The organism is Lysinibacillus sp. NPDC094403 (assembly GCF_050278745.1).
Taxonomy (GTDB): domain Bacteria; phylum Bacillota; class Bacilli; order Bacillales_A; family Planococcaceae; genus Lysinibacillus.
In genome coordinates, this window is record NZ_JBNNTL010000016.1 from 44,686 (window position 1) to 70,471 (window position 25,786).

At 35.2% G+C, this 25,786-nt stretch carries 24 protein-coding genes, 1 pseudogene and 1 other annotated feature; of the genes and pseudogenes, 12 read left to right on the top strand and 13 right to left on the bottom strand.

Going from position 1 to position 25,786, the window contains the following annotated elements:
• Window positions 1–58: 58 nt before the first annotated feature.
• Both ACQKMV_RS19085 and ACQKMV_RS19090 read right to left on the bottom strand, forming a co-directional pair.
• Window positions 59–1,306, bottom strand: coding sequence for an MFS transporter (locus ACQKMV_RS19085; RefSeq protein ID WP_427505846.1), 1,248 nt, complete (start codon window positions 1,304–1,306; stop codon window positions 59–61).
• 67 nt (window positions 1,307–1,373) lie between these two features.
• Window positions 1,374–1,638 (bottom strand) — a binding site (T-box leader).
• A gap of 285 nt (window positions 1,639–1,923) precedes the next feature.
• Window positions 1,924–2,472: a helix-turn-helix domain-containing protein gene (locus ACQKMV_RS19090; protein ID WP_427426414.1), complete on the bottom strand. Its 549-nt coding sequence runs from the start codon at window positions 2,470–2,472 to the stop codon at window positions 1,924–1,926.
• Between the two features lie 462 nt (window positions 2,473–2,934).
• On the opposite strand from ACQKMV_RS19090, the gene ACQKMV_RS19095 reads away from it, so the two are divergent.
• The 5 genes and pseudogenes from ACQKMV_RS19095 (at window position 2,935) to uhpC (ending at window position 7,691) form a co-directional block, all read left to right on the top strand.
• Window positions 2,935–3,936 carry a proline racemase family protein gene (locus tag ACQKMV_RS19095; protein WP_427505848.1) on the top strand — a complete coding sequence of 334 codons (1,002 nt, stop codon included), beginning with the start codon at window positions 2,935–2,937 and terminating at the stop codon, window positions 3,934–3,936.
• Window positions 3,937–4,017: 81 nt separating this feature from the next.
• Window positions 4,018–4,995: an ornithine cyclodeaminase family protein gene (locus ACQKMV_RS19100; RefSeq protein WP_427505849.1), complete on the top strand. Its 978-nt coding sequence runs from the start codon at window positions 4,018–4,020 to the stop codon at window positions 4,993–4,995.
• 60 nt (window positions 4,996–5,055) lie between these two features.
• Window positions 5,056–5,164 (top strand): annotated as a pseudogene (locus tag ACQKMV_RS19105) (proline dehydrogenase); the annotation flags it as partial.
• A gap of 130 nt (window positions 5,165–5,294) precedes the next feature.
• Window positions 5,295–6,089, top strand: a complete 795-nt coding sequence (locus ACQKMV_RS19110) for an inositol monophosphatase family protein (protein WP_368638443.1) — start codon at window positions 5,295–5,297, stop codon at window positions 6,087–6,089.
• Between the two features lie 279 nt (window positions 6,090–6,368).
• Window positions 6,369–7,691 carry an MFS transporter family glucose-6-phosphate receptor UhpC gene (uhpC, locus tag ACQKMV_RS19115; protein ID WP_427505850.1) on the top strand — a complete coding sequence of 441 codons (1,323 nt, stop codon included), beginning with the start codon at window positions 6,369–6,371 and terminating at the stop codon, window positions 7,689–7,691.
• Window positions 7,692–7,958: 267 nt separating this feature from the next.
• On the opposite strand, the gene ACQKMV_RS19120 is transcribed toward uhpC, so the two are convergent.
• Together ACQKMV_RS19120 and ACQKMV_RS19125 are read right to left on the bottom strand one after the other, a co-directional pair.
• Window positions 7,959–8,576, bottom strand: a complete 618-nt coding sequence (locus ACQKMV_RS19120) for a hypothetical protein (protein ID WP_427505852.1) — start codon at window positions 8,574–8,576, stop codon at window positions 7,959–7,961.
• Window positions 8,576–10,210, bottom strand: a complete 1,635-nt coding sequence (locus ACQKMV_RS19125) for an ABC transporter substrate-binding protein (protein ID WP_427505853.1) — start codon at window positions 10,208–10,210, stop codon at window positions 8,576–8,578. The genes ACQKMV_RS19120 and ACQKMV_RS19125 overlap by 1 nt, the downstream gene beginning before the upstream one ends.
• A 76-nt stretch (window positions 10,211–10,286) precedes the next feature.
• Here ACQKMV_RS19125 and ACQKMV_RS19130 point away from each other — a divergent pair, with 76 nt between their 5' ends.
• The 3 genes from ACQKMV_RS19130 to ACQKMV_RS19140 all read left to right on the top strand — a co-directional run bounded on the left by ACQKMV_RS19130 (window position 10,287) and on the right by ACQKMV_RS19140 (window position 14,067).
• Window positions 10,287–11,255: a quinone oxidoreductase family protein gene (locus tag ACQKMV_RS19130; RefSeq protein WP_427505854.1), complete on the top strand. Its 969-nt coding sequence runs from the start codon at window positions 10,287–10,289 to the stop codon at window positions 11,253–11,255.
• A 292-nt stretch (window positions 11,256–11,547) separates the two neighbouring features.
• Window positions 11,548–13,005 carry an MBOAT family O-acyltransferase gene (locus ACQKMV_RS19135; protein ID WP_427505855.1) on the top strand — a complete coding sequence of 486 codons (1,458 nt, stop codon included), beginning with the start codon at window positions 11,548–11,550 and terminating at the stop codon, window positions 13,003–13,005.
• Between the two features lie 18 nt (window positions 13,006–13,023).
• Entirely contained in the window at window positions 13,024–14,067 is a 1,044-nt protein-coding gene (locus tag ACQKMV_RS19140; protein WP_427505856.1) for a hypothetical protein, read from the top strand.
• Window positions 14,068–14,141: 74 nt separating this feature from the next.
• Here the strand turns inward: ACQKMV_RS19140 and ACQKMV_RS19145 are convergent, their stop codons facing one another.
• The gene (locus tag ACQKMV_RS19145) at window positions 14,142–15,518 is read right to left on the bottom strand and encodes a PLP-dependent aminotransferase family protein (RefSeq protein ID WP_427505857.1); all 1,377 of its coding nucleotides are present in this window, start codon (window positions 15,516–15,518) and stop codon (window positions 14,142–14,144) included.
• Window positions 15,519–15,613: 95 nt separating this feature from the next.
• Here ACQKMV_RS19145 and ACQKMV_RS19150 point away from each other — a divergent pair, with 95 nt between their 5' ends.
• Window positions 15,614–16,210 carry a GNAT family N-acetyltransferase gene (locus tag ACQKMV_RS19150; protein WP_427505858.1) on the top strand — a complete coding sequence of 199 codons (597 nt, stop codon included), beginning with the start codon at window positions 15,614–15,616 and terminating at the stop codon, window positions 16,208–16,210.
• Between the two features lie 31 nt (window positions 16,211–16,241).
• Here the strand turns inward: ACQKMV_RS19150 and ACQKMV_RS19155 are convergent, their stop codons facing one another.
• From ACQKMV_RS19155 to ACQKMV_RS19175, 5 genes are all read right to left on the bottom strand, one after another.
• Window positions 16,242–16,949: an ABC transporter permease gene (locus ACQKMV_RS19155; protein ID WP_427505859.1), complete on the bottom strand. Its 708-nt coding sequence runs from the start codon at window positions 16,947–16,949 to the stop codon at window positions 16,242–16,244.
• Window positions 16,946–17,794, bottom strand: coding sequence for an ABC transporter ATP-binding protein (locus ACQKMV_RS19160; RefSeq protein WP_427505860.1), 849 nt, complete (start codon window positions 17,792–17,794; stop codon window positions 16,946–16,948). Before ACQKMV_RS19160 ends, ACQKMV_RS19155 begins: the two co-directional genes overlap by 4 nt.
• 148 nt (window positions 17,795–17,942) lie before the next feature.
• Window positions 17,943–18,899, bottom strand: coding sequence for a LytTR family transcriptional regulator DNA-binding domain-containing protein (locus tag ACQKMV_RS19165; protein ID WP_427505861.1), 957 nt, complete (start codon window positions 18,897–18,899; stop codon window positions 17,943–17,945).
• A complete protein-coding gene (locus tag ACQKMV_RS19170) occupies window positions 18,899–19,489 on the bottom strand; it encodes a dienelactone hydrolase family protein (protein WP_427505862.1) in 591 nt (196 codons plus the stop codon). Before ACQKMV_RS19170 ends, ACQKMV_RS19165 begins: the two co-directional genes overlap by 1 nt.
• Window positions 19,490–19,675: 186 nt before the next feature.
• Window positions 19,676–20,500: a methyl-accepting chemotaxis protein gene (locus ACQKMV_RS19175; RefSeq protein WP_427505863.1), complete on the bottom strand. Its 825-nt coding sequence runs from the start codon at window positions 20,498–20,500 to the stop codon at window positions 19,676–19,678.
• Window positions 20,501–21,087: 587 nt separating this feature from the next.
• Between ACQKMV_RS19175 and ACQKMV_RS19180 the strand changes: the two genes are divergently transcribed.
• A complete protein-coding gene (locus tag ACQKMV_RS19180) occupies window positions 21,088–22,602 on the top strand; it encodes a DEAD/DEAH box helicase (RefSeq protein WP_427505864.1) in 1,515 nt (504 codons plus the stop codon).
• Between the two features lie 17 nt (window positions 22,603–22,619).
• A complete protein-coding gene (locus tag ACQKMV_RS19185; protein ID WP_427505865.1) occupies window positions 22,620–23,399 on the top strand; it encodes a YqhG family protein in 780 nt (259 codons plus the stop codon).
• Window positions 23,400–23,440: 41 nt separating this feature from the next.
• On the opposite strand, the gene ACQKMV_RS19190 is transcribed toward ACQKMV_RS19185, so the two are convergent.
• Window positions 23,441–23,767, bottom strand: coding sequence for an ArsR/SmtB family transcription factor (locus ACQKMV_RS19190; protein ID WP_427426396.1), 327 nt, complete (start codon window positions 23,765–23,767; stop codon window positions 23,441–23,443).
• On the bottom strand, window positions 23,764–24,189 hold the full coding sequence (locus tag ACQKMV_RS19195; RefSeq protein WP_427505866.1) for an SRPBCC family protein: 426 nt from the start codon (window positions 24,187–24,189) through the stop codon (window positions 23,764–23,766). Before ACQKMV_RS19195 ends, ACQKMV_RS19190 begins: the two co-directional genes overlap by 4 nt.
• A gap of 177 nt (window positions 24,190–24,366) precedes the next feature.
• On the opposite strand from ACQKMV_RS19195, the gene ACQKMV_RS19200 reads away from it, so the two are divergent.
• Window positions 24,367–25,005: a LysE family translocator gene (locus ACQKMV_RS19200; protein WP_427505867.1), complete on the top strand. Its 639-nt coding sequence runs from the start codon at window positions 24,367–24,369 to the stop codon at window positions 25,003–25,005.
• 235 nt (window positions 25,006–25,240) lie between these two features.
• Here ACQKMV_RS19200 and ACQKMV_RS19205 read toward each other — a convergent pair whose 3' ends face one another.
• Window positions 25,241–25,705 carry a DUF3291 domain-containing protein gene (locus tag ACQKMV_RS19205; RefSeq protein WP_427505868.1) on the bottom strand — a complete coding sequence of 155 codons (465 nt, stop codon included), beginning with the start codon at window positions 25,703–25,705 and terminating at the stop codon, window positions 25,241–25,243.
• Window positions 25,706–25,786 lie beyond the last annotated feature (81 nt).

Below are 25,786 nucleotides of genomic sequence, written 5' to 3' on the forward strand. Positions count from 1 at the left end.
ATTTTTATATCGCTATTGCTTCCGTTTGCGTAGCGAAGCGACAGCATCAAAATTCCCTCTACTCATTGAGTTCAGAAATATTTCTATAAAATCTGGACTTTGAAGGTTGAACATTAAAAATTAGCAGTATCGTTGCTACTACAAACATGATGATGGCTGCAGATACAACAACATATCGAATAGATATAATATCAGCTGCAACTCCAAAGACGGCAGTGATGATGATAATGAGCAAGGCTTCTACAATACCGTAAATACTTACTATTCTCCCCATGCTATCGACAGGAATATTGCTTTGATAAAAAGTATGGAAGCCAGTATTGGCAAAGGCCGTTGCAAAGGATGTAATAAAAAAGCCTAAAGAAGCTATAAGAAATGTATAAGAGGATGTGAAAATTAAATAGCCTAAAGCTGTTATTAGTGATCCCAACCCTATTAGCCAAGCAGTCGGTACTTTTTCAACGATTGCTGTATTCATTAAAGAACCAACTAATATCCCAGCGCCTGCTATGCTCACTAAAACACCGTATTCACCTTCGGATAATGAAAGTACTTGGGTAGCAAAGGCAGCCTCTAAAGAATCTGTCGCTGTCATCATGACAATCATCGCACTAAATAAAAAATAGATCATCATAATATACGGATTTTTAAGGCTAAATCTTATAACAAGTTTCCAATCATTAAATAATACTTTGTAGGAAATTTTCTCCTCGTCCTTACGAGCAAGCTGTTGATTAGCTTCAATATTAGGCATGCCTAATGTAATACAGGCTGATAAAAATAAAGCAGCGGCGTTCAAGTAAATTGCCATATTAGGCGTTCCAATCGTAAATAGCAGTCCTGCAATGGCTGGACCGGTTACGAATGCACCGGAATCAAGTAAGCTACGAAGCGAGTTAAAACGTTTTCTTTGTTCAATTGGTATCAATTTCGTAATGTAGGTCATGGAAGTCGGATGATACATAGAACTAGCCATTGTGATAACAAAAACCATGAAATATATCCAAGTCAAAGTAGAGAAGAAAGGTAGTATGACAATTAGAAAAGACTCGAAAAGATTGAGAACAATCATGAGATATTTTTTATTTAAACGATCTATCAAACTGCCTGACCAAAAATTGGTGAAAAGTGAAGATGACGCTCTAACGATATACAAACCGGACACAGCTATAGCCGATCCAGTAAGATTTAAGACAATAAGATTTAAAGCTATAAAATATATCCAGCTTCCAACGCTGGAAACACCAATACTAAACAATAATATCGACGGATAACGCCACTTTTCTAAAAATTTATTCATGCTCATATAAATTCCTCCTTGTAGTTATGACAAGTAACTAAAATAAAAAAATCCCACCCCCAAGACGATTTGTCTTAGGGACGAGATTGTGGAATTTATACTCACGTGGTGCCACCCTAGTTCGCTATTATGTCACCATAATAGCCTTTTCAGTACGGCATAAATTCTTATGCTTATACTGTTACTCTGTAACGGGAGTTCCCGTCGCACCATCATTCAAGCTGAAATCCAATGCGCTACTCCGAGACTTGTTTCAATAATTCGTTCTTACTCGTTTTCAGCAACCCGAGCTCTCTGGGAAGAACAGCCTTATTTACTCTTCTCTTCAATGTATTTTCGATAGTGTAGCATATGTTTGTATTTTTAGTAAAGTATTCCTTTTTAAAATATTCCGATAAACCCCCAAAAATATATTTGAAAAAATCAAAAAGACAAATAAGCCAGTAGCCTTTCATTTCAATAAAAAGGGCTACTGGCTTGTTTAAATAAAAGAGGTGAATAATTGACTCTTGCCATCTATTAAGTTTTGCCAAAATAATAATTTCTCCAAAATGATCTGTGAGTGAGCATATATCTACACGGATACGAAGCAATGCGTCAGTTAGAGGATTTATGGCATTATTTTAGACTTTGATGGAAGTTGAAGAAATAAAGATAAAATTTGTAGGTTTATCTGTTTTATTAAACCAGTTGTGGGGTATGGTTGAATTCATATGAATACTATCCCCAGGTAAAAGATCATATTCTGTATTATCAAGAATGATAGTCAAGATTCCATCGGTGACATAAATAAATTCCTGTCCTTCATGAGAAAAAGGAGTTTCTCGTTTGTCCCCAGGTAATAAGGTTACTAAAATTGGCACAAATATAGGATTTGATACATTTCCAGAAAGGTCCGAATAAATAAATGATGATTTATGTTCCGATTGTTTATAAGCGCCACGTCTAATCATATTTTTGTCCATTTGTATTGAATCTGGAAAAAAATAACTAGGACTAACACCGAGAGCTTCAGATATTTTGCGCAAGGAGTGTAATGTAATAGAACAAAGAGATCGTTCTACTTGAGATAAAAAGCTTATTGATAAATCTGTTTTTTCAGAGACTTCCTTTAATGTCATTTTTTTTGACTTACGAAGCCTTTTTATTAAAATCCCTATATCTTGATCCATTTTATCAACCTCAAATATAGTCTTATTGTAATAAAGTATATATAATACTTAAATTCTTGTAAAGTTATGGTAGCCTTTGGGTTTGAGTTGTTTCCAACTTCGAGATCTGTAGACGTTTAACTTTTTTAAGTAGAAGTCTTCTGAAAAAAATATTGAATATTCAGAAATTGAATGTATAATAATTGTAAACGCTTTTATCTTTCGATGAAATTTAAGTGGTATTTAAATTTTTGCTTACATAAACTTTATGAAATTGAACTTTTTATGTAACAATCAATTTCAAATCTAGATACATCATGAAATAGCATTAATAAATGCATTTTTTTTAGGTGAAAATTTAAGTCACGTTTAAATTTTGAGGGATATGTGCAGATAATTAAAGCTATGATTAAAAATCGTGTTTGTCGAGATGTCGGCTATTAACAAGTGTATTAAATATCAAACAAATTGGAGGGAAGAATGATGGAATTCAAAAAAATGTTTACTACGATTGATCTCCATGTATCTGGAGAACCTTTACGTATTATTACTGGAGGTTTACCAAAAATTAAAGGGGACACGCAGCTAGAAAGACGTGCCTATTGTATGGAACATTTAGATCATATTAGAGAAGTATTAATGTATGAGCCTAGAGGTCATGATGGCATGTATGGTTGCATTATTACTCCACCAGCAAGAGAAGGCGCAGATCTAGGTGTGTTGTTTATGCACAATGAGGGTTGGAGTACAATGTGTGGCCATGGCGTTATTGCGGTAGTGACGATGGCTATTGAAACAGGCATGATTGAGGTAAAAGATGAAAACGATAAACTGATCATTGATTGTCCGTGTGGGCCAGTAAAAGCGTATGCAAAGTGTAGAGGAACTAAAGTAGAATCAGTCTCTTTTGAAAATGTACCTTCTTTTGTCTATAGAAAAGATTTTCCGATTAAAATTGATGGTTACGAATTTGATGTGGATATTTCATACGGCGGTGCTTTTTATGCCGTGGTTGATAGTGGAAAAGTTGGTTTGAAAGTGAACAACAAAGATTTATGGGATTTACAAGTATCGGGTGACAAAATTAAACATTACATTGAAAGTCAAATTGAAGTAAAACATCCGTTTGAAGATATAACGGGGATTTATGGTGTAATTTTCTCTGATAATCCGAAAGACAGCAATGCTGATTTACGGAATGTCACAATCTTTGCAGACAAACAGGTTGATCGATCCCCGTGTGGTTCAGGTACTGCTGCAAGAGTAGCTACTTTATACGAACGTGGCGTACTGAAGGAAGATGGAAGTTTTATTCATGAAAGTATAACGGATGGACAATTTGTTGGTGAAGTACTTTCTTTAACGCAAGTGGATGAATATAAAGCTGTTATTCCGAAAGTTACTGGGAATGCATTTATCACTGGTTTCCATCAATTTGTGATTAGCCCAGAAGATCCCCTTAATAGAGGGTTTTTATTGAAGTAAATTTGCTGCTGATTTTGCACCCAATTTAGTATAACAAAAGAAGAATAGCATTTTAATAAAGGAAGAAAAAGGTGGAGAATTATGTTAGTTATAAGTACGGATGAACAAAAAAGTTTAGTAGATATGAATGAAATTATTGAATGCGTGGCTGTTGCCTTGAAGGAATTTTCAGCAAATAGAACTATTACACCTATCCGCGCTGCTCTGCCTTTCAATAACAACCAAAATACAGCATTGATTATGCCTTCTGTAGCAGAAGAACTTAGTAGTGTTGGATTAAAGGTAGTAACAGTAGCACCTAATAATAAAGAATTAGGTAAGAAAACGATAACTGGATTGGTAATGCTATCAGACTTTAAAACTGGGGAACCAATGGCTCTTCTAGAAGGTTCTTATTTAACAATGATTAGAACGGGCGCTTTATCAGGTGTTGCAACGAAGTATCTATCCCGTGAAGATTCAAAAAAGTTATGCATTATCGGCACGGGAGAACAAGCGAAAGGTCTAGTTGAGGCTATATTAGCTGTACGAAATATTGAAGAAATTCTTCTTTATAATAGAACAGAACAAAAAGCACATGAATTCGCGAAGTATATTAGAAATAAATTCGATAAGTATGTACAAGTCTTTTCAAATCCGAATGAAGCAGTACTTAAAGCTGACATTATTGTGACCACAACCAATTCTTCAACACCAGTTTTTTCTGAACCGTTAAAGCCTGGTGTTCATGTAAATGCGGTTGGTTCATTCAGACCTACGATGCAAGAATTGCCATCTCATGCTCTTTCTGTAGCACACAAAGTAGTAGTTGAATCAAGTGAAGCAGCTCTAGAAGAAACGGGTGATTTGCTTGTTCCAATAGAAGAAGGCGTTTTTAAGGCAGGTGATATATATGGTGAGCTTGGGCAAATTGTAAATGGAGAACGAAATGGAAGAGAAAGTAACGAAGAAATTACTCTATTTAAATCTGTAGGACTAGCAGTTGTAGACATTATAGTTGCAAAATATTTTTACGAAAAGGCGATTAAAAATAAGGTAGGAACTAGTATCAACCTTTAAGGTGTAAATTTTTGTTATCAAAAGATGTTTTGATAATTATATATCTAGGAGGAAGAATTCATGTTAGTAGAGGTTTCAAAAAATGTGTCCCTTTATGCATCACAAAGTAAAACGGTTAAATAAGGCAGCTAAAAAGTGGGGACTTCGATTTGGAGCTTATCAGGTTGTTTGCTCTTGGGGGATCTTTTCTAAGTGAAGGATGGAATGGAAAAAGGACTTATTCTCAATGTACATGAGAGTAAACTCCCCCTTTTTTGTAAAAAAAAACTTGGAATTTTAGAATTAGGGGGTACAGTAAAATGGAAGATTACACAGAGTTTATAGATGTAGCACAAAAAGCAGCAGACATCTCAAGAAAAACGCTTAATTTACACCGTGAAAATTATCTTTATGGACATTTTGATTTTGAAACTAAGGAGGATGCTAGCCCGGTAACTGAAATAGATCGGAAGGTAGAGCAGCAAATACGCGAGGTAATTCAAGAAATGTGCCCTACCCATGGAATTTTAGGTGAAGAGTATGGTACAGATTCTAAGGATCAAGAGTTTGTTTGGGTAATTGATCCGATTGATGGCACTAAACAGTTTATTGCAGGAATACCTGTTTATGGTACACTGATTGCTCTTTGCCACCATGGTGTACCTGTCTTAGGTGTGATTGATATTCCAGCTGTTAAGGAACGATGGCTTGGCATTAAAGGGCAACAGACAACATTGAATGGCCGAAAAGTTTCTACTCGAGCGCGTAAAAAATTATCGGAAGCTTTGATGTCTTCTAGTAATACCGAACCAGTATTGCCTGAACATCGCCTGGGATATGAAAAAATGATTGAGACAACTAAATGGCGCGTTTATGGCTCAGCCTGTTATGCCTATGCATGTCTAGCTTCCGGCAAACTGGATGTAAGTATAGATAGTGGTGGGATGCGCGAGGTAGACTATTGTGCATTGGTACCAATAATTGAAGGAGCTGGAGGTGTTATTACAGACTGGGCTGGAGATCCCTTAACTATTCATTCCGGGACAACTGTTGTCGCTGCGGGTGATGCCGATTTGCATGCACAGACATTGGCAATACTGTCGCAATATCTATAACTGAGAGAATTGAAAAACAAGGGCGGTTTGCCCTTGTACTCTGTTCATTTTTTTGAAAGCGCTAACATCCTGGGGAGGGAGATTTCGGAAATACTACAGTTAACTAGTAGTAATCTCTACTAAAACAAGTATAGTCGTAAAATTGTTGTTTTTGGCTTATGTTATAACCTTTAAGCAGGGATTATAAATGAACTATTTACAAAATTGTAATATGACTTGTTTTCTTTTTGAAAAGTCTTATCGAGTTTTTAAAGAGCCTATGTAAAAGGGGGAGGTACTATGTTTAAGTGGTTCAAATCACAACCTGAACAACCAGTTACGAAAACAAACGAAGAAATTAATCAACTCTATCGCTATTGGCGAATCCATATCATGATCGCCCTTTATGTCGGTTATGCAATTTTCTATTTTACTAGAAAAAGTTTTAACTATGTAATGCCTGTTATGTTAGAAGATCTCGGTATGAAGGTCACGGATGTCGGAATATTAACTACTTCTTTCGCCCTGGTTTATGGTGCTTCAAAGTTTATTTCTGGAATGATGAGTGATAAATCCAACCCAAGGTATTTCATGGGAATAGGTTTAATTCTTACAGGAATTAGCAATATTCTCTTTGGATTTAGCTCTTCGTTGATTTTATTTATTTGCCTGTGGATTTTGAATGCTTTTTTTCAAGGTTGGGGGTGGCCACCAGCTATTAAATCATTAACTGTTTGGTATTCTCGGAAAGAGCGAGGATTTTGGTATGCGATTGCTAATACCTCACATAATGTAGGTGGAGCATTAATTCCTTTGCTTGCAGGTGGCTTGGCGGTCCATTTTAGTTGGCGTTATGGCATGATCGTGCCAGGAACAATTGGCATTGTCGCTGGATTGATTGTTATTTGGCGTTTACGTGATCGTCCAGTTTCTATGGGTTTACCTACAGTCGGGGAATGGCGTAATGACCCGTTAGAATTAGAGCAAGTAAATAATAGTAAAAAAATGCCGATGTCGCAAATTCTTATTCATTATATTTTTACTAACAAGTTAATATGGTTATTGGCAATCTCTAACATCCTGATTTATATCGTCCGGATTGGGCTTAATGACTGGACAAACCTTTATTTAGTGCGTGAATATAATTATGACTTGATCAAAGCTAACTCTGCTCTTTCTTTATTTGAGATAGGTGGCTTTTTCGGAACTATGGTTGCAGGCTGGGGCTCTGATGTTCTTTTCAAGGGGAATCGAACACCAATGAATATTATCTTTATGATTGGTATTGGGGTTGCTGCGGCTTTATTATGGATTTTCCCAGGTCTTGGCTATGGATTAGTCGCTGCTTGCTTTTTCTTAATTGGATTCTTTGTCTTCGGTCCGCAAATGCTCATTGGTATAGCTGCAGCTGAAGTGGCTCATAAAGATTCTGCTGGAACGGCCAATGGTTTTGTAGGTTTATTTGGTTACATAGGTGCGGCTTTTGCAGGGTATCCACTTTCTAAAATAATTGAGAGTACTGGGTGGAATGGATTTTTTATAACAATGATTGTATCTACCCTGTTATCGGCACTTATATTGGTACCAATGTTAAAAATGAAGAAAGCAAATGTTACTTTTTAATTCAAACATCGCTGGTTAATTGATTTTTTATAATTTATTGATTTGCTGGTGATATAGCAGGAACACAGATTGTTCATCAGAGAAATCCCGAATACTCAAATGAGGGAGTTTAAAAAGTCTAAAAGTAGCTTGAGCCTTATTTTAATGGGCTCAAGCTGTATTTTTTAAAGTGTTCCGATAAATCTAAGAAAGATTCCGATAAACTATGAAATTGTTCCGATAAATCTTAAAAACATACCGATATTTCACGAAAAGGTTCCGATAATCTTATTGAAGATAAGCTTTAAGCGCTGTTAATAGTGACTGGCAAATGATGATTGACTCTACTGTATGATTTGTTATTTCAAGAGAATGGTCAGCATTTTCTACAATAGCAAGCTCATGTGAAGAAAGTTGTTCTAATCTTTCTTTAGAGTAATGCGGGTCAGCTGTACCGATTGCTAGAAATGCCTGCTTTCCGAGCAAATTTTTCATAACATGATCAAGTGACAGCAGGGGTGTTAAAAGTACATAACGAGAAGGAACAGATGCAGCCTGTTGCATATAAAAATCTGTAATAGGCAATGTTCCAAGTGATTTTCCTATGTATACAGTCTCTGTATAAGATTTTGTGCTTAAAATATATTCCACAATAGGATTCGCTGCATTATAAACCATTGCTGAAATAGTTTCTTGCTCCTGTTCAAATTGCTTTGAATCAAATGCATAGCATACTTGTACTACATCATAGCCAAGCTCTAGCAGCAGCTCAGTGGAATAATAAAGAAGTGGTTTTTCATACGTATAGCCTGTGCCAGAAAACATAAAGCACACTTTGTCGCTAGTGCTATCAAAGTAATTGTATGCAATACCGTTATATTGTTCTTTTCTTGATTTGATTTTCATCATAGTTCCTCCTTGTCATACCAGATTGTTGAAAAATCGATGTAGCCTAAGTGGTTGAAGTTTAATTCTAAAATATCTTGGGCAAACGGTATATCATCGAGATGTGTAAATAATGGTATCAAAATAGCCTCTTCAATTAAATAGTGGTTTAATGAATCGAAAAGTAACGGCCATTCTGCTATAGTTGCAATTTTAAATTTTTCAAAGATATTTATAAAATATGCATCTTCTTTGCAAATTTTATAAATTGGAGAAACTGGGCTGAACATGTCATGTAATTTTTTGAAAGCGGTGTTTACAGTTACGACATTCGTGTAAACAAGTGCATCGTACTTAGGCGGTTGCAGACTATCTTTAATATATTGAGATAATGTTAATGCTTCTATTTGAGGTAGATAACCGTATTGCGTTAAAGATGAAAATAAGTATTGATTTAGACCGATTTTCCCTTTAGGCACGCCGATTTTTAAAACCTCTTTTTTACATAGTGGTGAGATAGTATTATCAAACCTACTTAAATGATTTTGTAATGAAGAATTCTTTTGAATAGGTTTATATAAATGTTTTTGTATTATGTTTTTTATTTGTTGCCTTTGTACTTTATTCGAACAAGCTTCTGCATTTTTATTTAAAATAATTGCACAAACCCCGTTTTGGAAATTAATTTTTTTGTAAGTAATATCGTTTGAGAAATTAGTTTGATAAAACGAATTAGATGATTTTGGAAGTATGTTTAATTCTACTGTATGCAATAAAGCGCGCATGCCAAAATAATTGTCGTAAGCTTCTAAAACAATTTGATTGGGTGTATGTTTAGATATTGCAAATGAACCTGTTCCGAAAACTACAGTATCTACAATTTTATAGATACTTGCTTGTATATCTGTTAGTAAGTGTAGTACGTACGTGCAAGACTCCAAAAAAATAAAATCAATTGTCCACATATCCACGATGATAATTTCCCGAATAGGTTGCCATAAAGGAAGATGTAGTAATTGGCGTAAACACCAAGCTACATCGTGTGCTGTTAGTAAATCGCCATTGTGGAATGCAACATTTTTTCTTAAATAAAGACGTAATTTCAAGTCATTCATCTTCCAATGGTGAGCAAGAGAAGGAATAATATTACCATTAGTATCTGCCTCGACTAAACGATTGGTTATATTGGAAATAAGTGCTGAACTATAAATATCATTTACCCGATTAGGTTGTAAATTATAAATGGGATGATTGATTGGTGCAATCAAACGCTCATTATATAGGATATTGTTTTTTATATTTTGCTGATATAGATGCTTAAAGTTTACTGCTAAAGAATCTGTTAAATTAGGAGATGTAAACAATTCTTCCCAATCCATCATCGTCATTGTTGAGAGATGTGGCTTAATCGCATCTACAATAATTTGTTCAATATCTTCATGCCATTGAATTTTGGATAAGTGTCCACGCCCATTCCCAGCTTTATAAGTTATCCAATTGTGTTGTTGAAATAATTTAAGATAACGATTCAATTGTTTAGGACTTATTTTTAATGTAGAAGCTAATTGTTGCTGATGAAAAGTGTTGCTTTTCTGTTGGCCATAGAGTGAAAGTAAATAAAATAGTGTTTTATTTTTTGATAGAAAGGTGGACATTTAATATCTCCTTTTGTCTCTTTTTGTAAAAATAGTTCTATTTTATAATCTAACTATACCAAGGAGGGGGAAATTTATGAAGGCTGTTATCATTAATGAGTTTGGTACTTCTGATGTTTTAAAGTACGTGGAATGTCCAAAGCCCACTATTTCAGCAGGGGAAGTATTAATACGTACGACATATACGAGTGTGAATTTTGCTGATATTAAAAATAGAACAGGAAATAAAGCAAAAGCGAATTTTCCAATGATACTCGGTTTAGATGTAGCTGGCGTAGTTGAAGAGGTTTTTGATGAAAGTAGTACTTTTAAAGTTGGAGATGTCGTTATTGCATTCCCGAAAAATGGAGCCTATGCAGAATATGTGGTGGCGAAAGAGCAGCTCGTCTTTAAAGTTCCGAATGATATCCCTTTGGAAAAGGTAGCCGCTGTGCCAACAGTTTTGTTTTTGTCCTATCTATTAACACATCAAATTGCTCCAATTAGTACAAACGATAGCGTATTAATTCATGCTGCATCTGGTGGAGTAGGGACAATGCTTATTCAAATGGCGAAAAAGCTAGGTGCTAGAAATATTATTGGCACGGTCAGTGATATGAAGAAAGCGCCAATTGCCTTTGAACTAGGGGCACATCATGTACTGACATACGATAATTTTAGTGCTCAAGTCAATGAATATACGGATGGTCATGGTGTTAACACTATTTTTGACTCCATTGCTGGTAATATTACGGAAGAGAGCTTTAACTGTTTAGCTCCGTATGGAACGCTAGTGCAATTTGGAAATAGTGGTGGTAAAGCAGGAAATATTAAAACATCTGATTTACATAATAGCTGCCGCAATGTGAAAGGCTTTAGCCTAGGAACAACTCGAGCTTCCAAGCCAGAAATGCTACAACAAGTAGCACAGGAGATGTTTGCATTGCTGAAGGATGAAAGCTTCCAAGTACCAATTGCTAATATCTTTAATTTAGAGGACATGCAGAAAGCGCATGACTTGATGGAAAGTCGCCAGCATCAAGGGAAAATTTTAATTAAAATATAAAATATTCAATCCCTGTATAGATACACACTATACGGGGTTTTTTTAAAGAATAACTCCATCAATTCATAGGTTTGTATGTAAACTAAAACCCTCTTTTATTTTTCGACAATAATACAGAAATTCCCTTTATATATTTGTTAAAATGAGGTATTATTATATGGATTTTTGTCTTTCTTTGCGTTATTTTGACAATGTTATTTGTTTTAGGTCAATTTTAAATTATAATGTTATGTTTGGCCTCTTGTATTATGAAGCACTAATATAAAGGAATGGCTAATAGGAGAGTGGTGAAGTGCTTTTTAATTCCTTTGAATTTATTTTTTTATTTTTACCAATAACATTTGTAGTCTATTTTTTATTAAATCGTTTAAGGAACCAGCAATATGCGATTTATTGGTTGGTACTGAGCTCTTTATTTTTTTACGCCTATTTTAAGTTAACTTATTTAACAATCATCACGATCTCAATCATTGTGAACTTTGCTTTAAGTCGGATGATTAATAATACCAATAGTCGTTTGAGAAAGACTTATATGATTATTGGGGTAATCTTCAATATATTAATTCTTTGTTACTATAAATATACAGATTTCTTTATTGACAATATAAATAGTTTATTTGGTACAAATTTTGCACTATTGCACTTATTGCTACCATTAGGACTCAGTTTTATTACATTTCAACAAATTGCTTTTATTGTTGATAGTTATCGAGATGGAACAGCTCATTATAAATTTAGTCATTATGCGTTGTTCATTTTGTTTTTCCCGCAATTAGTAGCGGGGCCTATTGTTCAGCATGATGAAATGCTTCCACAGTATGATATCAAGGAAAATCGAAAAATTATACATGATAATGTTGCACGAGGCTTGTTTATCTTTGTCATCGGTTTAGTCAAGAAGATTGTTATTGCGGATACTGTTGGCATATGGGCTAATGCGGGCTTTGAAAATTATAGTAATTTAAGTTTTGTAGAAGCTTGGATTACCTCATTATCGTATACAGTGCAACTTTATTATGATTTTAGTGGATATTCTGATATGGCGATTGGTTTAGCCTTATTATTTAATATTAAATTGCCAGTAAATTTCTTCTCCCCCTACAAAGCACGTAATATTCAGGAGTTTTGGAAAAAGTGGCATATGACCTTGAACCGGTTTTTAACTACATATGTATATTTTCCGTTAGGTGGTAGCCGAAAAGGGGCTTTTAGGACTTATATAAATATATTAATTATTTTCTTCATCAGTGGATTTTGGCACGGCGCTGGATGGAATTTTATTTTATGGGGACTTATGCATGGTTTTGCGTCTGTTGTGGTAAGACTTTTTAGTAAAACAGGTGTTAAACTTCCTTATTTACTTTCGTGGTTTATAACTTTCCAATTTGTTAACATTGCTTGGGTATACTTCCGTGCAACAAGCCTCGAGCAAGCAAATACTATTATATCTAAAATGTTTACGCCAAATATGGAATCTATAACTAGCTTCTTTACTGAGCCACTTACGAATTTTGCTCAAGCAGAAGCATTTAATATTTTGGGACTAACATTAAGTGATCCAATAGTGATTGTAGTAGGACTCTTAATCACACTTGTTATTGCCTTTACTACCTTAAATTCTATTCAATTAATGAATAAGATGAAATTTAATTGGGGCGCAATCATTTATACGCAATTTATGATTGCACTAGTGCTAGTATCGATTTACTATATGCAAAAAAATAGTATATTCTTATATTTTAATTTCTAAATAAAGGTGCGAATTAACTTGGATCCGAAAAAATGGTTAGTAAAATTGTTTGCCACATCTTTCATAGTAATAGGAATACCTGTTTTCGGAATTATGGGTTTCAATTATTATATTGACCCTCTTTGGAATTACACACATGAGAATGACTTTAACGACTATCAGCTTGGCTTTGATGAAAGACAATTAAAAACAAATTATATGAATAGCCATGATTTCAACTATGATAGTTTGTTAATTGGGACGAGCAGGATTACGTATCTTGATGAGAGGGCTTTTAAAAAAGAAAGTGTTTATAACTATTCATTGAGTGGGCTGCATATAAAAGAATACTTGCCTTACATGAAATATGCCGAGAAGAAAAATGGTAAGCCATTTAAGAGAATTTTTATTGAGTTATATTTCGATTCAGCTAATGCTGGCAAACCTAGTACATTGAATCCGCCACAGACTTATATTGAGACGTCTGAGGCACCGTTTTATGCAATAAAGTCCTTATTTTCGGCAAGCACGATGCATTATGCTCTATTTAATTATGATATTTCAAAAGCAAATCATTACGACGGTGCTCGCAGTTACACGCGTAATAATATTGCACAAACTACGTATCCAAATGATGATATGGAGCAGGAATGGAAAAAATTTAAAAATAGTTTTAAAGCAGAGTCAGCTAAGCCTTTTATGTACGATACCGACTATCGAAAAAGGCTTCAAGCTATAAAAGATGCATTTCCAAATTCAGAACTTGTGGTCTTTACAGAATTAATGCCTGCAAAACGGCTTCAAACAATTTTGCATAACGATAATCGTTACGAGGCTTATAGTAGATGGATGAACGATATGGTTGGTGTATTTGGTACCGTTTATAGCTTCCATGGTGTGAATGAAGTAACGACAAATGAGAACAACTTTTTTGATTGGTTGCATTACTATCCAAACGTTGGAGATTTAATAATTAAATCTTTAGAGAACAAGGCAGAACCATCAAATATTATGCAGGATGTAAATAAAGGGAATCTTGAAGAGTACCTTAAAAATGTAGTGGTCGATGTTAATATTGATTAAACGATGAAAAGATGACTCTGATGTGTACTGTTGGAGTCATCTTTTTTGATTTATAAAAGGGGATCGAATTGAAATTATTCTGGCATGGATGCTTGCCAAACTGTTGCAAGTAACGCGATGCCTTCTTTGATTTGCTCAATGGTTAGTCCACCATAGCCCATAATGACCATAGCATATTTAGAGCCTTCCTGATAGGAGGTTGAACATGGATAGACTTTGATTCCTACCTCCTGGGCAAGCCTAATGGCATCTTGTTCAGAAAGCCTTTTTGGTAACTTCATAACAATATGTAGCCCAGATTTTTCACCAATTACTTCGAATTCCTCAGAAAAATGGGTGTTAATTGCTGCTAGTAAATCATGTTGCTTTTTACGATAAATAGTGCGCATTTTGGCTAAATGCTTATCGAATAAACCTTGAGCAATAAAATCAGCTAACACAAGCTGATCTATTTTGGAGACAACAGATTTTTGTTCTTGATTAAAAAGAATAAAATCTTCGACTAAAGATTTAGGTAAAATCATGTAACTGATGCGCAATGATGGAATAAGTGTTTTGGAAAAGGTTCCAAAATAAATAACACGTTGAAGCTGATCCATTTTTGCTAAAGAGGGGATAGGGAGCCCCTTATATCGAAATTCTGAATCATAGTCATCCTCAATAATATACGCCCTCTCAGAAGTAGCCCATTGCAGAAGTGCAGCACGCCGTTCAACAGGCATGACCATACCAAGTGGAAACTGGTGTGCGGGTGTTGTGTATAACATGTGGATTGATTTTTTAGGTATTGTAACCCCTGAGTTATCAACAGGAATAGCGTGGGTTGTTAATCCACATTGTTGCAATGTTGCACGGACTCTTTTAAAGCCAGGCTCCTCTAAGCCAACATGTGCTTTTGATCCAAAAAAGTGACATAGGGCTTGAAGCTGATTTTGTGTACCGCTGTAAATAAATACCTGTGATGCTTCACAAGCAACTCCTCTTGAACGTTCAACATAGCGAGCGATTTCTGTCCGTAATATAGCCTCTCCTTGCCAAGGACTTGTTGTTAAGTTATCCACATTGAAGTGTTTTTTCAACAGCTTATGCCAGATCGAAAATGGAAAAGCTTCTTTATCCACATGTCCGTTATTAAAATCAAATTTTATAGTATATGTAGTTGGTGTTATAGCTGTGGATATGTGCTGCTTTTGCTGTTGTTCCCATTCGAATTCAAAGGGTGCTATAAAATAACCATAGCGTTCCTTACTATAGATATAGCCTTCAGCTAGTAGTTGCTCATAAGCCTCCTTAATCGTATGAATACTAACATCTAGCGTTTTAGCAAGTGTTCGTTTAGAAGGTAATTGCTCATGGGCAAGTAGTTGTTTTCTTAAAATTGCTTGTTTTATTTCTTCGTAAATTTGCACGTATTTCGATGCATCTCCAGTAAATGAGATCGATAATTCCAAAACATTGCACCTCCTGGTACGGTGTATTTTTTGAAAATTGGTTATATCTATCATATCAAAAATACCGTTAAATATTAAAAAAGGAGTGAAGTAAAATGAATTTTATAGCATTAGAGAATGAAGTAGTATTACTGAAGCCATTACAACAAGAGGACACGCAAGGATTATTGGAAGCAGGTAGTTATCCAGAGATTTGGCCACATATGTCCACAACTGTTGAGAAGATGGTCGATGTGAATAACTTTGTGGACAAGGCATTAGAAAAAAAGCATGAAAAAACTGAGTTTCCATTTGTAATTGTGGATAAAAAATCTGGACAAATCATTGGTTCGACTCGGTTTATGGATATTGACGAAACGCATAAACGGCTTGAAATAGGTACTACATGGATTACACCTGCTTTTTGGCGTACGGCTGTTAATACAAATTGCAAATATTTATTATTACAATATTGCTTTGAGGTACTCAACCTACAGCGTGTTCAAATTAAAACAGACCATGAAAATGTGCGTTCGCAAAAGGCAATCGAACGTCTAGGCGCAACAAAGGAGGGAGTCCTACGTAATCATATGGTGCGTAAGGACGGAACAACTCGCCATACTGTGATGTACAGCATTACTCTACAAGAATGGTCACATGTAAAAAGACGTTTGCAGCAGTTGCTAATTAATACTACTGAAAAATTGGGATAAAGAAATTATTATACTAAAAAAAGAATGGTCATTAGTCGACCATTCTTTTTTTATAAATAAATCCTGCAGCAATCCAAGTTACTAGTGACCAAACAATGATTGAAGCCATTGGAATAATGACATCCATTGTTGTGTATGATCCTTCTAAAGCTTCTGCTAATAGTACTAATTGAGAGCTTGGTAACCATTCAGCAATCTTTAAAATCGGACTAGCAGAAGATAAAGCTAGTGCAAGAGGGCCGAATGAGAAAATAAGGATAACGGGTAGTATGATAAGAGATCCTTCCATAACCGTTTTAGCGAATAATCCACATAATGTTCCTATTGCAATATAGAACACAGTCGAAAGTATTAAAGCAATAGCTAAGATGAAAAGATTAGCTGGGCTATAGCCAACAATGAAAATAATCAATGCTACAATTACCATTGTAATGATAAAGACAAACAAGCTTTTACCAATTAAAATATCACCAAGTGAAGCAGGCGAAAGCATGAGACCACGAAGCGTATTTTTTTCTTTCTCTTCAGCAATTAGACAGCATTGTACATAGGTAGTTACCATAGAAAATGCTATATTAATTGAAAGGAAATAGGTTGCGATAGTAGCTGAGCCCGATTTACTATATAAAAATGCTAAAAAAAGTGGCATAAGTACCATAAGAGATACCGCATAGTTACGTGAAAATTCCTTATAATCCTTTATTAAAATAGCCTGAATACGTGTCATTGAAAGGTTCATACTAAATCACTCCCTGTTATTTGCATAAAAATATTACCTAATGTTGGCTCGTTCGTATAAATGCGAGAAACTTCGTTAGATTGCATCCAATGAAACAGTTTTTCAGCATCTTGGTCTCCATTTTGAATGACTTCACAAGCACCATTTTTTAATTCAACTGTAATAGATTCATCGCCGAACTCTTTTTTCAAATCTTTTGGCGCACCAATTGCTCGAATTTTACCTTTATGTAAGAAGGCTACACGATCACAAAGTATTTCGGCTTCACTCATATCATGTGTTGTTAAAAATATTGTCGTACCCATCTCGTTTAATTTACGCAAGCCATTATAAATGTGCTGGGTATTAACAGGATCGAGTGCAGAAGTTGGTTCATCTAAAAATAATAATTCTGGCTTATGCATGATGGCACGTGCCAGCGTAACACGTTGCATCATTCCTTTAGAAAGCTGACTAATTTTCTTTTTACGATCACCGTATAGATTAACAAAATCCAACGCCTCTTTTACGGCTGATTTAGGTAATTGATATAAGTTACTGTATAGTAATAAATTTTCCTCGATTGAAAGTCGCGTATATAGTCCGCTATTATCTGTTAAAATACCGAAGCGTTTACGATTGTTACTTTGCTTCATCTCATTTGCCGGACGGCCAAACAATAAAACGTCGCCAGCAGTTTTTTCAGTTTGTGCTGTTAATATTTTAATAGTAGTAGTTTTTCCGGAGCCGCTAGGTCCAAGAAAGCCGAATATTTCTCCTTTTTGAATGGTAAAGGAAACATCCTGTAATGCTGCTTCCTTATTAAATGTTTTTTTCAAATGCTGAACATCGATCACTGCGTTCATTTGAAAACCTCCCTGTGTTGTTGTTGATGTCTCAACTATAAGGGACAATGAAGATAACAACATTAAATTACAGGTGAAAGGCAGTAAAATGACCTTTAGCGGAGAAATAGTTTAGCTGACAGGAGTCGTTTATTTCCTGGGAAATCTACTAAATTCCGAGTATTTCCTTTAAATCTGCGAGCTTGTTTTTCGACAAAGGTACTACGGTCTTTTCATTGCTGTTTAAGGCTAGGCTGTAGCTATTGCGAGTCCACGTAATGATTTCCCGTACCTTTTGTAAGTTAACGATATAAGAGCGATGACTTCTAAAGAAGCCGAACGGTGTCAATTTTTGCTCAAGGTCGTTTAATGATAATGTACATGGATAAGTTTCACCTGCAACATATAGCGAAACAACACCCTCAACACTTTCGATATAATCGATTTCGGGAGGATTAAATAAAATGATTTTATCATTCTTCTTTGTAGGTATTTTATCAAGTCGAATCGGTGCACTTTCAAGAGAGGGAGAAGCTGGTTCTGTCTCATCTTCTTTCACATCTAATGCATGTAAGCCCATTGCATCCAGTCTATGTATTTCTGTACTCGAAACTATTAAATCCTCAAAATTGTTAGATAGTAAAATGACTGTTTTATTTTGCTTTTGAAGGACATCCAATAACTGAATGACTTTTTGTTTGGAGAACTCATCCATATTTTGGAATGGTTCTTCTAAAACTTGTATAGGTGCCTGATTAAGATATGTATGAATCAATTTTAAGCGTTGCTTTTCTCCATTTGAAAGCTTGCTGATTTTAATGTTTTTTTGCTCCACTAAAGCGAATAATTTTAATAGATTCTCTATCTTTTCAGAAGAAGCATTGAAAAGCTTTAAGCAAAAATTGATATATTCTCGAACCGTCAGTCGCTCATACAAGGCGTTTTCACGAAAATGTGTATACGTATTGCTTTGCTTCGAAAACCACTGTATTAATGTATGTATTTTTGACACATCCGTATAGATGCCTATAATAATGCCAGGCTGCATAGATAGGTGAAAGTTTGGATAAATTACATTTCCCCCTTCTATATAAGGGTCAATAATCATGCTTTCATTTTGGATCATTACTTAGTCCTCCTTGATTGTTTAATTTCAAAAAATTGTGTGATTTCAGCCTGTGCTTGTAAATAGCTTTCATAACAATAGTTTGAATGATTGAAGTCCATAAAACCATGCTGACCTAGATATTGTCTCGTGTGAACAGCTGGTAATGTATCGAGTGTTTCCTTTAATTCATGGACATCAAAGCTTTTCTCATGACTTGGTAAAATAACAAGTGTCGGACAAGAGGGGTTTACATCCAAGTATTGGCGAATGCGTGAACCATAAACACAAACGACTCTCTGTAATGGCAGTTCTGATAGTCTCCAAGCCAACGTTGCACCTACACTAAATCCGATTAACAGCACTTCATCATAATGTGTCGTATCTTCCAGTATTTTTTCAGTAAGTTTTTCGAGGGGAGCATCAAAGCCAACTTCATTTATGAAATACTCATAGGCTTCCTGCTCTTGGTCATATGGAAATATTCTATTGTCTGAATATAAAGAAATGAACTCAACAGTAGTGTTAGCGTTACTGTGTGCCTTAGCTTGCATTTTTATAAAATCGTTGACTCCATAAATCTCATGTAAAATAAATAGTTTCCTTTTCATTTTGACCTCATGTTTGCTTTTTTCTATAGTGTACCAAAAAGTTATTATACCGTATATTTTAGAAATTTTTGGGTTTTATTTTATTATTCTGGTATAGTTATTTCGAAAGGAAAAATCCGCTCAAACTAATGTGGCTCTTGATTTAACCACAGAAATTGAGGCGGATTTTCCCATTGATATAAACCTTTATTTCATTACTGTAGACATAAAACCTTTCATTTCCATACTAAGCGTGCTTAGCTCATCAATAATTTCACTAAAGTCCTGAACAAGTTGTGCCTGTTCATTTGTAGCGCTATTTATTTGAGTCATGTTTTGTTTTAAATTTTCAAGATTATGATTGATGCTTCGAAGCGAGGATTCAATGCTATCAGTAGCAGTCGTTGTTTCAGTAGAAAGCTTGCGAACTTCTTGTGCTACTATATTAAATCCTGCACCATGCTGGCCTGCTCGCGCTGCCTCAATGGATGCATTTAATCCGAGTAGATTTGTTTGACGAGAAATATTTTTTATTAAATCAGTAATACCATTTGTTTTTTCAGCGTCCTCTAAAGCGAATTGTGTTTGTTTATTAATTTCCTCACTAGTTGCAGCTAGCTCCTCCGAATGAGAGGCGATTGTATGTACTTTATCCTGTAGGTTTTGGATAATACTATTCATAGTAAGAATATATTTCTCCATTTGGAGAGAATGATCAATGGGTAATCCAAAGGCTAGTGCGCCTACGATATGTCCATTTTCACGAACAGGAAAAGAAAATGCGTTAAAATCTACTCCATAAACCTCTTTTGGGACAGGTGAATCAGTACTTTTGCCTTTAAGTGGGAGATATAAGATTGCATCATCTGGGTGAATTTTTTGTCCATTTTTATAACCAGCATCTATCCGTTTCCCAGGTAAATAAGTAATAATGCTCTCACTCTCTTTATCTACTACTGCCATCATGGCCTCGCCCTTCATAGCTAAATGAATGTAAGGTATTGACATTGATAATGCTTCAAGAATATTCATAGTAACCTCCTAGGTATATGTAAGCTTCATTAAATTGGAGCATAATATCGTCCTTCTAAAAACGTAATTTTTTGGAAAGTAATACTTCTTTAATTGTATGAAAAAAGGAAGAGAATAAAAAGACTATCTTAATACCATTATCCTTTTAAATTATACGAAATTAAGGTCCTATACTCTTTTGCAAAACGAGAGGTTGATTGCCGTTCCTCTATTGCTGATCCCCAAGGAGTCGCCCAGCTTCCACTCCAATCAACCACTTTCGCCAAGCATGTATCTTCTGCATCTCATTATAATTTATACTAATAAAACGATACTCCAGCAATGTTTTACCTGTGCGACAGCAACAAAATGTATTTTTGTACGAAAGAGTAGCGACAGCAGCTGTCCATTCGCGTCACTGTTATAAGTCTATTCGTATAGTGATACGTCATAGCGTTCACTTTTGAAATGCATAAAAATTGATAAAGTTCTACGCTAATGTTGATTTGACTGATAGAAAAAATTCATCAGGTGATTTTCTTTCGCAAAACCTTAACATAGCTTTCTCTTTTTTGGACAACCTAAACTAGAAATAATGGTATGAGGTGATGATCATGAAAATAGAAAGGTCGTCCGAATGGGAAGAAGGCTTTATAAATAAACTAAATCATCTTGAAAAGTGGGATAGTTGGACATTGTACAAGATGAATTATGACATTGTGAAAATGAAGTTAATTACTGATTTCACAGGTTTACAGGCGACAAAATATTTACCAAATTTAAAGCCACTTAAGCATCAGTTGGAAGCAGCAGAAACGGTGATTGAACGTATGAATGGAAAAGCGATTTTGGCTGATGAGGTGGGTCTTGGTAAAACAATTGAAGCGGGTTTAATTTTAAAGGAATATCTGATTCGAGGACTCGTTAAAAGAGTATTAATATTAGCTCCAGCATCTCTTATTAATCAGTGGATTGAAGAATTAAATATAAAGTTCCACATTCCGGCAATAGCCTATAAAAAAAATGTTCCGATTGAGCGCTACGATGTCCTTATTATGAGTATGGATACGGCTAAGAAAAGCCCTCACAAAGAGCGTATTTATGAGCAAGATTACGACATGGTTATTATCGATGAGGCTCATAAATTAAAAAATCATAAAACTCAAATTTATGAATTCGTACAAGGTTTAAAGAAAAAGTTTTGTTTATTATTAACGGCAACACCGATTCAAAACGATGTCTTTGAATTATTTTATCTTATTTCTTTACTTAAGCCTGGTCATCTAGGCAATTATGATACATTTCAATCTGCATTCTCGGCAAGTAAGCATGATTTAGAGCATAATGATTATTTAAAGGAATTAGTGAATCAGGTGATGGTGAGGAATAGGAGAGAGGATACGGGTATTGAATGGACAAATCGCCGTGTTCAAATTGTTCCTATTCGATTTACGAAGGAAGAAGAGGAAATTTATAATCTGCTCGGAACGCTTCAAAATACAGGCTCTTTTTCAATGATTACATTGCAGAAGGAAATGTGTAGTAGCAAAGAAGCAACAGCTTTAACATTATCTAAAATGCTTGAAGACAATGCACAATCACAAGAAATTGAAGAAATACTAGCAAAATTAATGGCCCTAGAAGTGAATTCAAAGGCGGAAAAGACACTTAAAATAATCGAAAAGGCCAAGGATAAAGTGATTATTTTTACAGAGTATAGAGCTACTCAAATTTATTTGCAATGGTATTTACATTCTAACGGTATAACGAGTGTCCTGTTCAACGGTAAATATAATAAAAGCAAACGTGATTATATGAAGCATCTTTTTAAGGAAAGGGCACAGGTTCTAATTGCAACAGAGGCGGGTGGTGAGGGGATTAACCTTCAATTTTGTCATCATGTCATTAACTATGATTTACCCTGGAACCCTATGAAGCTAGAGCAACGAATTGGTCGTGTCCATCGATTAGGGCAAGAGCATGATGTTCATATTTATAATTTGGCTATTGCCAATACGATTGAAGAGAACATATTAGCATTACTTCATACAAAAATTGATGTTTTCGAAAAGGTAGTAGGCGACTTAGATGCGATTCTATCTAATTTCAAAGAATCTGTATAGTGTAAGGGAGTAGTACCATGTATCCACAGCAAGTTCATAGTTATTTACGACAATTTTTTAACGAAAATAATTGCCCTATTTTAGGAGAAGATCATCATTATCTTACAGTACAATTAACAGTTGATATTGATAAAAGAATAATGAATCGCCCTTTTTATTGGCAATACGTTGAAGCTACAAATAGCGAGCCCAATCCAGCCCAAGTAACTTTCATTACAAATCAAACAGCATCAGCTGGAAGCCTTTATGGCGAAGCTATTCATTTCGGTTCGCCGAGAATGAACCAGCTTTTTCAAGCAACTAGGGAACTAGGGGCTTATGTTCAGCTTTTTGAAAAGGTGGATAACGCAATAGGGCAAGTAATCCTTACTCCTTGGCTAGGTGTGAATTTTAAAGTGTCGTATTGCTGCGACCGAACGAAAGAAATGCTTTATTCATTTGGCATAAACTTGCTAACTGGGATAATAAAAGAGGATTTTCACGAGACTATATGTGCATCCGAATTTGACACTGTTCCAGCAGACAATGCTTTTCATGTTCAATCTATCATTAAGCCCCATAGAGCATTTGAAAGATTAAATGCTACCGTTGAAAAGATCATTGAACAAGATGACCATTCATGGGCGACTGAAGCAAAAATACGATGGCAACGTGATCAGCGAGTACTCGATTATTTTTATGAGGAGGAAGATGACAAACCGGAATGCTATGACATTGAAAAGAAGGCATTAGAGGAACAATATGATACAAAAATTAAAATAGAAATTATAAATGGTGGATTATTTTATCTTTATTAAACGAGGAGCTGTCCTAATAGTGGGGACAGCTCCTTGCTATTTTAATCTTGTTCAAGTTCAAAAATACTTTGTAACTGTGCCAATTTATTATCCCAAAATAAATCAAAGTACTGTAGCCAGTCTTCGATTTCTTTTAGTTTTTCGGCATGTAATGTGTAAATTTTTTCTCGGCCCTTTTTCTGAGCAGAAACTAGCTCAGCCTGTTCTAAAATTTTTAAATGCTTCACGACAGCAGTTCGGCTTATAGAAAAATTCTCAGAAATAAGTGAGATGGGTTTATCACTTGAGGCAAGTAGCTGTAGGACATGACGTCTTGTCGGATCAGCGATTGCTTGAAAAACATCATACTTTACAGCAAGCTGTGTCATTGTGATTCCACAACTTCTTTTAATTTTTTGCCGACAAGCATTGTCCAGCCGCCCTCCATTGTTGTACGAATAGCTTCAGCAGGCATGTTAGCTTTAGGAATGATATGTGAAGCGTCTTTCCAGCCACCATGTGTTAACGTAAACTCTGTTTGCTCACCAATTTCTTTTAGTTCAAAAGTGACAAACCATCCATCTGTATCCCATGCAAAACGAACAAAATGTGGAGCATCTACTTGTTCTACTCGACATGGTGAAGGGCCAAACGGTGATTGTATCGTAAATTCATGACCTTCAACTGGCTTAAAATCATTTGGCATAAGCCAAGAAGCGATCTTTTCAGCGTCAGTTACCGTTTCCCATACTTTTTCAATCGGTGCATTGAGTGTAACTGTTTTAACAATATTCTCTAGTTTTTCAGTCATTTAAAATGAACTCCTTTGCAAAAAAAATATAACCCTAAGGTGTTATGAATATATAACACCTTAAGGTTATATGTCAATATAAATACTTTGGATAAATTTTTATCACATCTTTTTGTGTAGCAGTACATATGTTAGAATTATTTTTATAATTTTCTGACTAAAAAGGAGGTCAATAATATGGTGAATATATCTGTCTTTTTATTAATGTGCATTTTATTAATTATTTTGCCTGGCCCGGATACGGCGATCGCAACAAAAAATACACTTACCGTAAGCAGAAAGGGTGGCTTGCAGACTTTACTCGGTTCGTGCTGTGGATTATTGATTCATACTTTTGCAGCTGTTGTAGGACTTTCTGCGATTATTGTAAAGTCAGCATATGTATTTGCCATTTTAAAATACGTCGGAGCGGTTTATTTATGTTATTTAGGTGTCAAAACCTTATGGGCATTACGAGCAATACGCACGCAGCCTCCTGTTGCGCAAGACGAGACCCAAATTGATCATAAATATTCGCAGCAATCTTGTTTTAAGCAAGGCTTTTTAACGAACGTTACAAACCCAAAGGTGGCTGTATTTTTTCTAACATTTTTACCTCAGTTTGTAGATGGCAAGAGCGGTACATTTATGCCGTTTCTTATAATGGGACTTATTTATACAGCATTAACAGGATTTTGGTTTGTGTTTTATGTTTACTTGTTGGATAAAATCAGCGCATTTATGAAAAAGCCAACGACGAAGGCTGTTATCGAAGGATTGACAGGTGCAGTACTTATTGGCTTTGGCATTAAGCTAGCATTAGAGAAAGCCCACTAAGATTTTATTGAAAATCAAAAAATATTTAAAATTGTTATGAATTAAATAACTGAATACAATGTCATACATTTTATAGGTCTAAAAAGGATAGATGAACAGGAAGAATACCTGTATTCATCTATCCTTTTTTACAACAAATGACCTCATTTACCACAACAACTTTTTTGCTGTTCAACTAACGCACCTCGATAGTTTAAGTGTAATACTTCACAATTCCCTCCGGAGTGGGCCCTTGCTACTTAATCAAGAACCTTTCCCCTTTTTCATCAAATGTATGCTTAAAATCAAATGCAAAAGAAGTTGGACCATGCTGAATATAATAGTTGTATCTCTTAAATGCCTCCTCCCATGAGACATCCTTCACCTTTTCTGTCCACCAAACTACATAAGAAAGGTGTTTCTCTGGATATGGCTCGATCCATTTGCTGCTATCTCGTAATGCTTGTAAATGCTGTCCGGAATAGGTAAAGCGATATAAGGATTGAAGATTTCTCCATACTGTTAGCGTAAGAATAGGAGAACCCTTTCCCTTTACGGTTTCTTCAGGGAAAGGGACTCCTTCAGGTGAAAAAGTCTCTATAAGTCCTGATTTAGTTGCCTGACGGTATACTTCATTTCCCACTTGATAAAATTCACGAGAGGTTGGGTGGTCATAGGGGTGGTTTAGCCTACCAACAGTATAGATTGAAACTAACGCCATAAATTGCCCTCCATCTATAGTTTTTTATTGATATATTCAAGTAAAAATGTGGAAATTCCTTCTTCAACCTGCCCGTAAAAG